Origin of the sequence: Xenorhabdus sp. IM139775, from assembly GCF_028598745.1 — a bacterium.
Classification (GTDB): domain Bacteria; phylum Pseudomonadota; class Gammaproteobacteria; order Enterobacterales; family Enterobacteriaceae; genus Xenorhabdus.
The window spans coordinates 23,405-37,846 of the sequence record NZ_JAQRFK010000003.1; the positions used below are offsets into that span (position 1 = coordinate 23,405).

Here is a 14,442-nt window from a genome sequence, read left to right on the forward strand (position 1 = left end):
AAAAATGAGTATCACTACCGAGCCTATGCCAATGGTGAAACAGCAATTAAATGAGTGCGACATAAAAGCACATTATCGTCATATCCTGCGCCGACGTGTTGCATGGATATTATTCATCGTTTTGGCGATTGGCACTTCTATTGTACTGGATTTTACAATGGGACCATCAGGGTTATCACTGCAAACCCTCTGGCAAACACTGGTTTCACCAGAAAGTGTTAATGCAGCAACACGGGTGATTGTTTGGGATATTCGATTACCTTATGCCCTGATGGCGGTAGTGATCGGCTTATCACTTGGATTGGCCGGTGCTGAAATGCAGACCATTCTGAATAACCCGCTGGCCAGCCCATTTACTTTGGGCGTTTCCAACGCTGCTTCTTTTGGTGCAGCGTTAGCGATTGTGGTTGGGATTGGCATACCGGGGATCCCGGATCAGTGGTTTATTTCCGCAAATGCTTTTTTGTTCGCATTATTAGCTGCCTTGATGCTTGATGTCATTACCCGTTGGACAAGAGTGGCAACCTCAGGCGTTGTTTTGTTCGGCATTGCGATGGTATTTACCTTCGAATCGTTGATTTCGATGATGCAATTTATCGCGACGGAAGACACTTTACAGGGGCTGGTTTTCTGGACAATGGGCAGTCTTGGCAGGGCGACGTGGGAAAAATTGGGTATTATGGTACTCGTTTTCTCTGTCATTATGCCTATCTCAATGAGCAATTCTTGGAAACTGACCGCATTGCGTCTGGGAGAAGATCGTGCAATCAGCTTTGGCATTAATATTAGCCGCCTTCGTTTGGGAACCTTGCTGCGTATTAGTATCCTGACCGCCTTGGCGGTTGCATTTGTTGGCCCGATTGCATTTATTGGATTGATTGCTCCTCATATCGCCAGAATGATGTTTGGTGAAGATCACCGTTTCTTCCTGCCTGCGAGTGCGTTGATTGGTGCACTTGTTTTATCAATGGCTTCCATTGCCTCTAAGAACCTGATCCCGGGCGTGATCATCCCGGTTGGAATTGTAACATCGTTGGTCGGTGTGCCTTTCTTCCTTAGCATCGTTTTACGTCATAAGGGGAATATATGAATCAGGGGCTAAAAATCAATGGGTTGAACGCAGGGTATCCGAAACATCCCGTGATTGAAAATCTGGATGTTAATTCATTGCCCCATGGTCAAATCACCGTATTGCTAGGGCCGAATGGTTGTGGTAAATCCACACTCCTGCGTTCGCTGGCGGGGCTGAATAAAGCCAGTGGTGAATTGCTGTTGAACGGGCAGGATTTGATGAAGATGAATTTTGCCCAACGTGCCCAAAACGTGGTTTATTTGCCTCAGTCATTACCCGCGGGTGTGCATCTTCATGTATTGGAATCGGTGATTGTCGCCCAACGGGCATCTGGTGGCGTGAGTAATAGCCAATGTGAACAAGAGGTCATGGAACTGTTACGCCAGCTTGGTATTGAGCATTTGGCACTCAGCTATTTGGATCAATTATCGGGTGGTCAGAAGCAGTTGGTTGGATTGGCTCAATCATTAATTCGCCGTCCGACGTTATTATTATTGGATGAACCGTTAAGTGCGCTGGATTTAAATTACCAATACCATGTCATGGATTTAGTCGCCCGTGAAACGCGCCGCCGTAACATTATTACCATTGTTGTTGTCCACGATATTAATATTGCATTGCGTCATGGTGACCATGTGTTAATGCTAAAAAAAGGTAACTTAATTTCACAAGGTATACCTGAACAGGTTATTACGCCAAGTAGTTTGGCTGAGGTTTATGGTATTAAAGGCCGGATTGAACGTTGTTCTCAGGGAATACCACAAGTATTGATTGATGGTTTAGTGACAGAATTAGCGAGTTAAAATAATAAAAGCGATAAATCATTTTAGTGGAACTAAAGTGTCATTTATTAAATGTAATACTTACAGGGGTTATTAGTTGTCCCTGTATTGTGAGCGTATGTCGGTTATCCATATTGGTTTAAATAATTCTATTCTACCGTTTGGAGAGTCGGGAATGGCTGTTTTTGCAAAGAAAAAAGTTGTATTAGGTATTATTGCCGCTATTTCATCCAGTGCTGTTTTAGCGGCTAATAATGGCGAAGATAAAATTGTTGTCACCACTGCCGCAGGTTTCCAGCAAGAAATTGAAGATGCACCTGCTTCTATTTCAGTGGTTAGCCGCGAAGAGCTGGAAACTAAAGCCTATCGTGATGTGACGGATGCCTTGAAAGATGTACCGGGTGTGGTTGTTACTGGCGGTGGTAGCAGCAGCGATATCAGTATTCGTGGTATGTCGTCCAAATATACCATGATCTTGGTTGATGGTAAGCGTGTTGATACACGTGGCACTCGTCCGAATAGTGATGGTTCGGGAATTGAACAAGGGTGGTTACCACCGTTGGCCGCCATTGAACGTATTGAAGTGGTACGGGGACCCATGTCTTCGCTATATGGTTCTGATGCTATGGGCGGTGTGATTAATGTGATTACCCGCAAGGCGCAGAAAGACTGGCATTTAAGTGTGAGAGCAGATGCTACCCTAACCGAAAGTAAACATTCGGGGAATAGCTATCAGAATAGTATTTATGCTGCCGGGCCAGTTATTGAAGGATTACTGGGATTGAGGGTGAATGGCCTATATTCGCATCGTAATGAAGATAAATTCTTAGGGGGATTTAGAGAGCAAGAGATGCGTAACGGTGCAGTGGCGGTCTCTTTAACGCCGGATGGGAAAAATGATTTTACTTTTGAAGCTGGCCGCTATGAACAAGATCGCGATTCAACGATTGGCAAGACTCGCGACTGTCAGCCAAAATCGTGTAAAAATGACATAAGTCGTTATAAACGTAATAATTATTCTATTACTCATCAGGGGGTTTATGACTTTGGTGCCATGACGTCTTATATTCAAAGAGATGAATCTCGTAATCCTGAACGTGAGATGACAAACAATGATACGGTATTCAATAACCATACAACGTTGGTATTTGATGATCATAAAGTTAGCGTCGGTGGCCAATACCGTTATGAGGATTTACGAGATAATGGCAATAAGCTGCCTTCAGCCAAAAATGTTAATAAATTAACTCGCTGGAGTTGGGCACTCGTTCTGGAAGACGAATGGCAAATGACGAATGATTTTGCCCTGACTGGCGGAGTCCGGTTAGATAAGGATCAAAATTTCGGTACGCATTTGACGCCTCGTCTATATGGAGTCTGGCATGCTGATGAGCAATGGACGATTAAAGGTGGGATCTCTACAGGCTATCGTTCCCCTGATATAAGACAGGTTGCGCCTAATTGGGGACAAGCAACCGGTGGGCGGTTCAGCAATGGAATGATCTTAGGGAATCCAGATCTCAAGCCAGAGAAAAGTATTAATGAAGAAATTAGTATTATCTGGAATAATCAAGATAACCTTAATGTTGGCGTAACCGTTTTTAATACTGCGTTTAAAGATAAAATTACTGAAATTAGAGGCTGCGAGAAGGATTGTAAGATCGGTAAAGATAAATATGATTTTATTAACAAACGGATAAATGTTGATAAAGCCAATATTCGAGGTATCGAAACTACCCTAAATTGGAAGGTGGTTGAAAGTTTGTCATTGGCAGCAAACTATACTTATACTGATTCTGAGCAAAAAAGTGGTAAATTCAACGGCCAGCCATTAAACAAGATGCCAACACATATGGCAAATGCAACCTTAAACTGGCAGCCGTTACCTGAGTTGGATACTTGGTCTCGCATTAATTTCCGCAGCAAAACAAAGAATTATCAGTACCGCTCTAGTATGAGAGATGGAACTCCCTCTTATACTTTTGTCGATTTAGGCGTGACTTATAATTTAGCTAAGAATCTACGCTTGTTAGGTGGAGTTTATAATGTTTTTGACAAACGAGTGACTGAAGAAAGCCATGATGCCGTTCTGGATGGTCGCCGTTACAATATTGGCATTAATTATGACTTCTAATTAATATTTGTTTTTTTATAAATATTAATCATTATACCTAATATCTAAGCCTCATATAGAATCATCCCGTCATCAATTTCATGATGGCGGGGCGATTTTTTACTATCAAAAAAATCAAATTAAATGGCAAAGAGTTCTTCTCTGTGCTAAAAACTTATCAAAAGCCAATCAACGGATATGATGGCGTTAAGTTTCAGCACTAACTCAGTAAGGGCCTAACTCCATAAGGCTCTGTAGTGTCGTAAAAAATAATAAATTTTTAGTGCCGTCACGCTTGCTATTTCTGGACTTGAAAGGCAAAATACGTGCACTAAAAAATAACTGGTGCGTAAATATGCACCAGTTATTTTTTTTGCTTTGAGTTATTTTTTACAACACCAAGAGGCCGGATTCTGTTCCGGATCGATATTGACCATAAGCAACCATCATTGAAACTGGGTTGCTGTACTGAGGAATGCAAACATGGAGCAATTATTCTCTTTTGCACTGGTGCCAATTGGCGCTCGTTGCTGCAACGATGACTATGGGGCATGTCCCTCTGTCAATTTGCCTTATTCCAATTCTTCTTTCTTTTCTGTTTATAGACAGATGCGAAGTCAGCCCAGTAACTATCGATTAAGTAGTTGTATCAATACCCAGATCGAAGTTATGGGAGATTTTGCTCATGTTGCATAATACCACCACTACTGCTAGCGCACTTGGTATGAACCAAACCAGTGCTGACAACCGCGTTCAACTGAGAAGAACATTGACTCTGTTTCAAGTCGTCATGATGGGCCTTGCCTATATGCAGCCAATGACTATTTTTGATACATTTGGTATTGTTTCTGGTTTGACCGGCGGGCACGTTGCGACCTCTTATGCTATTGCATTGATCGCGGTTTTATTTACAGCGTTAAGTTATGGAAAATTAGTAAAACGCTTTCCGTCGGCGGGTTCTGCTTATACTTACGTACAAAAATCAATGAACCCCCATCTTGGATTTATGGTCGGTTGGTCGTCTTTACTGGACTATCTGTTAATGCCGATGATTAATGTCTTATTGGCAACGATTTATCTACAGGCTCTGTTTCCGGGTATTGATCCATGGGTTTTTGTGATCATGCTGGCTGTGATTACGACCGCCTTCAATTTGTGTGGCATCAATGTTGTTGCGAATATCAATAGCATCGTTGTGATTGTTCAGATTGCTGTTATGGCAATACTTGTCGGACTGATGATCCGTGGTGTTTATCATGGGGAAGGTGCCGGTACGTTACTGAGCATTCAGCCATTTACATCAGAAGAAGCGCGATTAATTCCGATGATTACTGGCGCGACGATACTTTGCTTCTCATTTCTTGGGTTTGATGGTATTAGCTCTTTGTCTGAAGAAACACCAAATGCAGGTAAGGTTGTTCCTAAAGCGATTTTCCTGACCGCATTAATTGGTGGTGTTATCTTCATCGCAGTGTCTTATTTTCTACAACTCTATTTCCCGGATATTTCCCGGTTTAAAAACCCGGATGCTTCTCAGCCAGAAATTATGTTGTATGTTGCTGGCTCGTTGTTCCAGTACGTTATTCTCATATTTTCTAGTGTCACGGTAATGGCTTCCGGTATGGCTGCACATGCAGGGGTATCCCGTTTACTGTACGTGATGGGGCGTGATGGCGTGCTGCCTGAGAAAGTATTTGCTTATGTTCACCCGAAATGGCGTACTCCGGCAATCAATGTCATATTGGTTGGGATTGTTGTTCTTTTAGCGGGTTGCTTGAATTTGGTGACAGCCACAGCATTGATCAATTTCGGTGCGTTGGTCGCATTTACTTTTGTTAACTTGTCGGTTATCTCTCAATTCTATATTCGTGAGCGTCGTAACTGTACATTGAAAGACACCTTGAATTTCCTGATCCTGCCACTATTTGGTGCAGCGACAGTCGGGGTCTTGTGGGTGAATCTGGAAGCAAAATCGATGGAGTTAGGTTTGATTTGGGCAGGAATTGGCCTTATTTACATGTTTTTCCTGACACGTAGCTTCCGGCAGCCAATGCCTCAGTTCAGTGAGTCATAATAAAAGAGAGATTTTAAACGGCGGCGGGTAAGGCTGCTGTTTGAACATGAAGAATACACTGATACTTTTTGTGAAACAGCACCGTTGGGTGCTGTTTTCATTTTAATTGAATAAAAAAGCATAGAAATTATACAAAACTTATCAAAAGACATCATATAATAAAAATTCGCCATACCTGATTTCATTAAGAGCACGTTTGCTTGGCTCTCGTAAGGTAAGAAAACGATTATGAATGATGCTAAAAACCCTCAAAATCAGCAATTCATTGCTGTTCTCACCCATATTGTTGGCGCTACTCATATTCTCGCTGAACCCCGAAAAACGGAGCGTTACCGTAAAGGCTTTCGTTCTGGACAAGGGAATGCCCTTGCGGTTGTTTTTCCGGGGTCATTATTGGAGCAGTGGCAAGTATTCAAAGCCTGTGTTAATGCCGATAAAATTATTCTGATGCAGGCAGCCAATACCGGGTTAACGGAAGGTTCTACACCGAGTGGTGATAATTACGACCGCGATATCGTCATTATTAACACCTTACGCATGGATAAAATCCAGATCCTTCAATCAACGAACCAAGTTATTGCCTTTCCGGGGAGTACACTGTGGCATTTAGAAAAGGTATTGAAACCATTGGGACGTGAACCGCATTCCGTGATTGGTTCGTCCTGTATTGGGGCTTCTGTTATTGGGGGGATTTGCAATAACTCAGGCGGTTCTTTGGTGCAGCGTGGGCCAGCTTATACCGAAATGGCACTCTATGGACGTGTCAATGAAAAGGGAGAAGCTGAGCTGATTAATCACTTGGGAATATCGTTGGGTGATCAGCCTGAAGATATTTTGACTTGTCTGGAAGAGCAACGTTACCGAACCGAAGATATTCAGCGCAATGACAACGTGGCCTCTGATCATGAATATTCACAGCGTGTCCGTGATGTTGATGCAGGCACGCCATCACGGTTCAATGCGGATGAGCGCAGGTTGTTTGAAGCCTCAGGTTGTGCGGGTAAATTAGTTGTTTTTGCCGTCCGTCTTGATACTTTCCCCGCAGAGTCCTCTTCGCAAGTTTTCTACATCGGAACCCATCAACCTGATGTATTGACGGAGTTACGTCGTCATATTTTATCGAATTTCCAGCACTTGCCCGTTGCCGGGGAATACATGCATCGGGATATATTTGATATCGCAGAAATCTATGGGAAAGACACCTTTGTTATGATTGATAAACTCGGTACAGATAAAATGCCGATGTTTTTCAATTTGAAAGGACGGGCCGATGCCATATTAGATAAAGTGCCGTTTTTACCCTCACATCTAACCGATCGTATTATGCAGGGATTGAGCCGCTTATTGCCCTCGCATTTACCCGAACGCCTGAAAGAGTACCGGAACCGCTTTGAACATCACTTAATGTTGAAAATGTCAGGTGAGGGAATTAAGGAGGCGAGTGAGTGGCTGGAAAGTTACTTTAAACAAGCGGATGGAGAATATTTTGCTTGTACTCCAGCAGAAGGTGCAAAAGCATTCTTACACCGTTTTGCCGCCGCAGGGGCTGCAATCCGTTACCAAGCTGTTCATAGTCATGAAGTGGAAGATATTTTGGCATTGGACATTGCCTTGCGCCGTAATGATCGAGAATGGTTTGAGACTTTGCCGGCCGAAATTAATAAAGCGTTGGTTCACCGGCTTTATTATGGCCATTTTATGTGTCATGTATTTCATCAAGACTATATCGTCAAAAAAGGCACCGATGTTCATGCCCTAAAAGCAAAAATGCTGGAAATTTTGAATCAACGTGGGGCAGAGTACCCCGCTGAACACAACGTGGGTCATTTATATAAAGCCAAACCACAGCTTAAGCGTTTCTATCAAATGACTGATCCGACCAACAGCTTAAATCCGGGGATAGGTAAAACGTCTAAGCTGAAACATTGGGGAGAAGAATGCGGTTGCCACGTTGTTGAGCATCAACAGGATTAGTTTGCCTTTATAACGAATTCAAAATAGAAAAAGACAACACATTGCTGTTTGTCTTTTTCTATGATTAAACGAATCTTAATATCTATAGCTTTTATTCAGCTAATTGCACTGCGTAATTAACCAATGCTTTTAACTGACGGCACTTTTCTTCATCAGACTGATATTCAGCAAAAAGTCTTTCAATCGTTGCAAGATATTGGCTGATACTTTCCGGTGTTAACGTATCCTGACGATAACGCAACCAGCGTTGTTGCTCGTCATCATCCAGTGTTGCTGGGTAGTTTCTCGCGCGATAGCGGAATAACAGCGGCTTAATGCGCGCATCCTGGAATGTTAAATCCAGGGCAGGTAAGTTCTGGGGCGATGTTTCTCTGATAATTTCCATTGCGGTTTTATCAGCATCACTGAAAAAACCGCTATAAAGTTTAGTATCGATATTATCAGATTCTGGGAACACGTCTGGATCAGAAAACAGTTCAACAACTTTTTCTCTGATTTGCGGATGATTGCGCAGGATAGCCAAATTTTGTTCACATTGGTTGCGATCTAATCCGACCCGCTCGGCATCTTTTGGCCGCAAGGTATTTTCTGGTGCAATGATTGGGCATTTATTAATATGCACCAGTTTAATCGGGACCGGGCTTTGATCGGGCCGTAATTCATCCCGCCGGGTATATAAACGCTCGCGTAATTCCTCTGCGCTGAGTTGCAGAAGTGGCGTGATATCACCGGCCAGATCGCACATGATAACCGCATTGCGGTTACTCGGATGCCATGCCAAAGGCGCGACAAGGCTAATATTGCTGCGCAGAGTCCCAAACATGCCTGATACATGTACCAGAGGTTTCATTTGTGGAATATCAATTTGATTGCTGATTTTCTGTTTATTTCTTAACTGGAAAAAGTAATCAAATAGCTTAGGTTGGGCTTTTTTCACCAACTTGGCCATGGCAATAGTGGCATAAACATCGGACATGGCATCATGCGCATGAGTATGCTCAACACCATTGGCTTTTGTCAGATGTTCCAGTTTGAAGCTGGGTAGTCCATCTTCATTCTCTGGCCAGACAATCCCTTCCGGACGCAAGGCATAGCAGGCACGCAATACATCAAGCAAATCCCAGCGGGAATTGCCTTTTTGCCAGCTATAGGCATAAGGGTCGTAAAAGTTACGGTAAAAAATATTACGGCTGACTTCGTCATCAAAACGAATGTTATTGTAGCCAAGAATACAGGTATTGGGTTTGCTGAACGCGTCATGGATTTGTCGGGTGAATTCAGCTTCATTGACGCCGTTTTTCAAGGCCAACTGAGGGGTAATTCCCGTGATCATGACAGCTTCAGGGTCGGGAAGATAATCATCAGCGGGAGCACAATACACCACTAAAGGCTCTTCAATGATATTAAAATCACTGTCGGTGCGAACTCCTGCAAATTGTGCGGGGCGATCCAAGGCCGGATGCTTACCAAAGGTTTCATAATCATGGAAGTAGAAACTCTGGTTTTCTTTACGGGTATTCAAGGTTGTGTACTCTTCGTTGTCGCCAATCTTGGTATTACTATTTCAGTATTACTATGTGCTGTACATGGTAAACCATATTATGACGGATCTGAATGATTGGGTATGGATAACTATATCGTGGATTTGAACAATAGTTTGATCAATAAATTGTTGAAACTGACTTGTCTATGCGCTGCTTGAAATTGTATTGTGTAGTTAGCATAAGAAATTATCGGTCTGATTAAAAAAGGTGTAAAAAATGGACAACACAAATAAACCAACATTCCACAATGTACTGGAGTTTGTGCGTATATTTCGTCGTAAAAACAAATTACAGCGCGAAATTGTAGACAATGAGAAAAAGATCCGGGATAACCAAAAACGTGTCCTCCTGCTTGATAACTTGGGTGACTACATAAAGCCCGGCATGTCGATTGAAGATATTCAAGGCATTATTGCCCATATGCGCAGTGATTATGAAGAACGCGTTGATGAATATATCATCAAAAATGCCGAGCTATCTAAAGAACGCCGTGAGTTATCTAAGAAACTTAAGGCAATGGATGGTGGCGTGAAGTAACTTTTAGTGAGTGAAAATTTTAGTGGGTGAAAACAGCCACGCCCAATGGCGTGGTTGTTTTTTGGTTTTAGTTCCAATGTGGCTTGAGTTCAGGATCAACTAAGGCATAAATTTGGTCATAAGTTTGTTCATCTTCCGCCATTTGTGCCAATTGATTTGCCACATCCTCCCGGCTGACCATGCCATGAATTTCTGCTTGATAACGTTTGCAATGTCCGGTGCCGGATTGATCTGTCAGTCCGCCAGGGCGGATGATGGTAAAATCCAATGTGCTGGTTTGCAGGTAACTTTCAGCCAGTGATTTGTATCTGACAGACTGACCAAATAATGATTTGGCCCGTGCTGATAATGACTTCCAACTTTCACCACATCCAATGGAAGTGACTAATAACATGCGGGAAATTTGTGCTTGCTCTAAGGCATCTATTATTGCCATATTCCCATAGTGATCGGCATTTCCTCCGCCAATCGTAGAGAAAACTACCGGGTTTTCTCCCGCTTGAGCAATCGCTTTTTCTATGCTTTCTCTGTCACAAGCATCGCCATGTATAACGTTAACGCCTACTGCACTGAGTTCCACTGCTTGTTGTGCATTACGAATTAAAGCCGTGACAGGCCGATTTTGTTTTAGGGCAATCGTAACTAAATGGCGTCCGACACCTTTTCCAGCACCAAAAATGAGCCAGGGTTTCATAGACAGCAAATCCTCCATAAAATTAACCCTCTTAAATAAACAAGGGTGAATAAAAAAATGGCCCCCAATCAGGGAGCCATTTCACCATAAAATTACCGCAATCCGATTATTCGAATGGCTGTGGCTTAGACATGGCAGAGGTGGCAATACTCGTTGCAGAATGCCCGCCTGCACCGCCTTTTCCTTTAAATGGATAAGCAGGGCGTTGCCATTCAGTGATAATAACTGGCGGATTCACCCTATTTGCTGGTGCCGGTGCCTTCGTCATTGGAGAATAAGCGTGTTGATTTTTTTCCACGATAATCGAAGACTCAATAACTTTTGTCTCTTCCGTCTTAACTTCCTCTGCCTTAGCGCATATTTCCGTTGCGTCAGTGGGTTGTTCTTCATGATGTTCTTGTTCAACAATAGGCGTCACAATGATGGAATCGACTGTGTGACGTGTTTCTTCAGAATCAGGTGATACTGGAATAAGTGTTCCTTTATCAGCTAAAACTTCTGACACTTCCGGCTGATGTTTTTCATCATGGTTGATAACCGGTTCCACGTTTTCTGGTTGAGAAATCTTAGCGCTGTCTAATTCCGGTGCTGCGGATAGCACGGTAGAAGCATCATCGATTATTTCAACGTGAGGCACTGTTGTCATTGATGCTGATTCTGTGATTGATGGCATCAGAATCACGTTTTCCTGTTGTACAGGTGTGGTTTTTTCTTCAACAACCGTTTCGTTAATGACATTAACAGAAGCGGGAATTTCAGATTCAACAACGCTGACAGGCGTCACAGGATAACGAACCCACACTTTACCTGATGCCAGTTCTGGTGATACGACAGCCATTTTCAATGGAACCGGCGATTGAGTCAGATTGCGTTCATCGCGGTAGCGACGGCGACGTTGACCGCTGACACGCAGGTGGCGTGGAGAACGGCGTGAACGACGCGGCATTGTGTTATCTTGCTGCTCATTGTTTTGTGAGGTAATAATTTGTGACGCGATTGGTTGTGAAGCAACCGGCAGGGAAGCAGCGTTTTGTGCAACCGTATTTTGTGGCATCGCAGGTTGGTTGGCGGCCTCAACACCAGTAGCAATAACGGCGGGTACAGACGCTTTTGTCTCTTTGCCGGCGTTTTCTGGTGCAGATTCAGGCAGCACTGCGGGTAAGGCCACAACATTAGCTTCTTGCTTCACTCCGTCAGTGATACGGATTTTTTGCTCAAGCTGACGGCGTTGACGGCGAGGCATAACTGGCTGGCGCTCTTCAACTTCTTCTTCGACCATGTCAGGTTGAGTAGGTGTCTGTTGAGCTTTAGTTTCCAGTTGTTGCTGACGTTTTTCTTCTTGACGACGACGTTGACGTTCAACCCGTTGTTCACGGCGTTGCTGCTGCTGTGCTTCACGAGCTTCGTTATCCATCTCCGTGCTGTCTTGAACATTATTTTTCTGCTGAGCATTACGGCTCTTCCGCTGTTCATCGCGCTCACGGTTATTGCGTGCATCACTTTCGGGACGTTCGCGGCGTTGATTCTGACGGCGAGAGTTACGACGCTCTGATGGACGGCGATTATCATTGCCAGAAGATTTTTTGTCCCTTTCTTCGGTTTGTTTTTCTTCTTCGCCACTGAACATCTTTTTCAGGGCACTTAAGAACCGACTGAGCAAACCGGGGTTTTCTGTTGGCTTCTGCTGAGTGTCTACTGCTTTTTTCTCTTTTGTTTTTGCTTTTACTGCCGCCGGTGCGGCTGTTTCTGCTGGCAGATCAAAAGTTGAAATAGCAGGTTGCTCTGGACGCTTGCGTTCATGTTGAACATCATCCTGAACATTTAACATTTCTGCTTCATGCAGTTGTGGAAGTAAATAGCTTAAAGCTGAAATCTCTTCGCCTTTACGTACACGTAAAACAGAGAAATGCGGAGACTGCATTTGATCATTCGGAACAATGACAACCCCAACCCCGCCTTGACGATGTTCAATAGCGCTGACCGCCTGACGTTTTTCATTCAGTAAGTAGGAAGCAATCTGCACAGGAACAATCGCATGAACCTGATGGGTGTTTTCTTTCAGTGCTTCTTCTTCGATTAAGCGCAGAATGGACAGGGACAGTGATTCGTTATCACGGATCGTTCCGGTGCCGCTACAACGAGGACAAACATGGTGGCTGGATTCACCCAGAGATGGGCTTAAACGCTGACGCGACATCTCTAGTAAGCCAAAACGGGAAATTCGGCCAATTTGAATACGGGCGCGATCTTGGCGCACAGCATCACGCAGCCGATTTTCAACTTCGCGTTGATGGCGTACAGGGGTCATGTCGATGAAATCGATAACAATAAGGCCACCAAGGTCACGTAGGCGCAATTGACGTGCAATTTCATCAGCGGCTTCCAGGTTGGTATTAAACGCGGTTTCTTCAATATCACCCCCACGAGTTGAACGGGATGAGTTGATATCAATTGCCGTCAGGGCTTCTGTCGTATCGATGACCACAGAGCCGCCGGAAGGCAACCGCACTTCACGCTGGAAGGCCGATTCGATTTGCGACTCTATTTGATAATGGCTGAACAGCGGGACTTCGCCACTGTAAAGTTTGATTTTACTGGCAAAATCAGGGCGTCCCAGCGCGGTGATATGCTGGCGTGCCAAATCAAGGATTTTGGGGTTATCAATCAAAATTTCCCCAATGTCCGGGCGCAGGTAGTCACGGAATGCGCGCACGATAACATTACTTTCCTGATGGATCAGGAAGGGGGCAGGATGGCTGTCTGCGGCTTTTTTGATGGCTTCCCAATGTTTCAGGCGGAAGTTCAGGTCACCCTGCAAGGCTTCGGCAGATTTACCAACGCCAGCGGTGCGAACGATAAGCCCCATTCCTTCCGGCACTTCAAGGGAAGAGAGCGCTTCTTTTAATTCGATGCGATCATCACCTTCAATGCGGCGAGAAATTCCTCCTGCCCTTGGGTTATTTGGCATCAGAACCAGATAGCTGCCCGCCAAACTGATAAAAGTGGTTAAAGCAGCGCCTTTATTGCCCCGTTCTTCTTTATCAACTTGGACGATGACTTCCTGGCCTTCTTTAAGAATATCCTTAATGTTAGGGCGACCATGAGAGTGATAATTATTTGGGAAATATTCGCGAGCAATTTCTTTTATGGGTAGGAAACCGTGACGCTCCGCCCCGTAATCAACAAAAGCAGCTTCCAGGCTAGGTTCAATTCGAGTAATTTTACCTTTATATATATTTGCCTTTTTCTGCTCATGGCCAGGGCTTTCAATATCCAAATCATAAAGACGTTGCCCGTCAACAAGGGCAACACGCAACTCTTCCTGCTGGGTTGCGTTGATTAACATTCTTTTCATTCTAACTTACTCATTATTTTTTACATTAATATAGAGCTGCGAGTAAAAAAGAGGTGAGCTATCTGGTTACCGATGACCTCGTGTCTTTTACAAAACCGCCAGCCTCACGGCTATCGTCTGTATAGAGGCGCCTATTTGTCGGTGAGTCTGAATTTCATTTGAACACAGTACTCTTTATTGGGATGCTGTAATAAATTGGTACAGATTTTACCCAATCCAGTAAGCTGCCACCCGCAGCCCATAAATTGTTTGATCAAACATTACGTCTTACGCCATTGCTGCGTTTTTGCTCAATCA

9 protein-coding genes are annotated in these 14,442 nt (G+C 43.9%); 6 read left to right on the plus strand and 3 right to left on the minus strand.

Translation table 11 applies throughout. The features are described from left to right. Positions 1-4: 4 nt before the first annotated feature. The 5 genes from PSI17_RS01110 to dld all read left to right on the plus strand — a co-directional run bounded on the left by PSI17_RS01110 (position 5) and on the right by dld (position 8,015). On the plus strand, positions 5-1,090 hold the full coding sequence (locus PSI17_RS01110) for a FecCD family ABC transporter permease (RefSeq protein WP_273550178.1): 1,086 nt from the start codon (positions 5-7) through the stop codon (positions 1,088-1,090). Beyond that, positions 1,087-1,875: an ABC transporter ATP-binding protein gene (locus PSI17_RS01115; protein WP_273550179.1), complete on the plus strand. Its 789-nt coding sequence runs from the start codon at positions 1,087-1,089 to the stop codon at positions 1,873-1,875. The genes PSI17_RS01110 and PSI17_RS01115 overlap by 4 nt, the downstream gene beginning before the upstream one ends. A gap of 154 nt (positions 1,876-2,029) precedes the next feature. Then, entirely contained in the window at positions 2,030-3,988 is a 1,959-nt protein-coding gene (locus tag PSI17_RS01120; protein WP_273550180.1) for a ligand-gated channel protein, read from the plus strand. Positions 3,989-4,652: 664 nt separating this feature from the next. Continuing rightward, complete coding sequence (locus PSI17_RS01130; protein WP_273550182.1) at positions 4,653-6,041, plus strand: APC family permease; 1,389 nt, start codon at positions 4,653-4,655, stop codon at positions 6,039-6,041. A gap of 228 nt (positions 6,042-6,269) precedes the next feature. Next, complete coding sequence (dld, locus tag PSI17_RS01135) at positions 6,270-8,015, plus strand: D-lactate dehydrogenase (protein ID WP_273550183.1); 1,746 nt, start codon at positions 6,270-6,272, stop codon at positions 8,013-8,015. 91 nt (positions 8,016-8,106) lie between these two features. Here the strand turns inward: dld and sbcB are convergent, their stop codons facing one another. Next, positions 8,107-9,537: an exodeoxyribonuclease I gene (gene sbcB, locus PSI17_RS01140; RefSeq protein ID WP_273550184.1), complete on the minus strand. Its 1,431-nt coding sequence runs from the start codon at positions 9,535-9,537 to the stop codon at positions 8,107-8,109. 238 nt (positions 9,538-9,775) lie between these two features. Here sbcB and tmaR point away from each other — a divergent pair, with 238 nt between their 5' ends. Further along, positions 9,776-10,096 (plus strand): PTS system regulator TmaR, encoded by a 321-nt coding sequence (tmaR, locus tag PSI17_RS01145; RefSeq protein WP_045971322.1) that lies wholly within the window; start codon positions 9,776-9,778, stop codon positions 10,094-10,096. Between the two features lie 67 nt (positions 10,097-10,163). Here the strand turns inward: tmaR and PSI17_RS01150 are convergent, their stop codons facing one another. Together PSI17_RS01150 and rne are read right to left on the minus strand one after the other, a co-directional pair. After that, positions 10,164-10,790 carry an SDR family oxidoreductase gene (locus tag PSI17_RS01150; protein WP_273550185.1) on the minus strand — a complete coding sequence of 209 codons (627 nt, stop codon included), beginning with the start codon at positions 10,788-10,790 and terminating at the stop codon, positions 10,164-10,166. 106 nt (positions 10,791-10,896) lie between these two features. Continuing rightward, positions 10,897-14,145, minus strand: a complete 3,249-nt coding sequence (rne, locus tag PSI17_RS01155) for a ribonuclease E (RefSeq protein WP_273550186.1) — start codon at positions 14,143-14,145, stop codon at positions 10,897-10,899. Between the last annotated feature and the right edge of the window lie 297 nt (positions 14,146-14,442).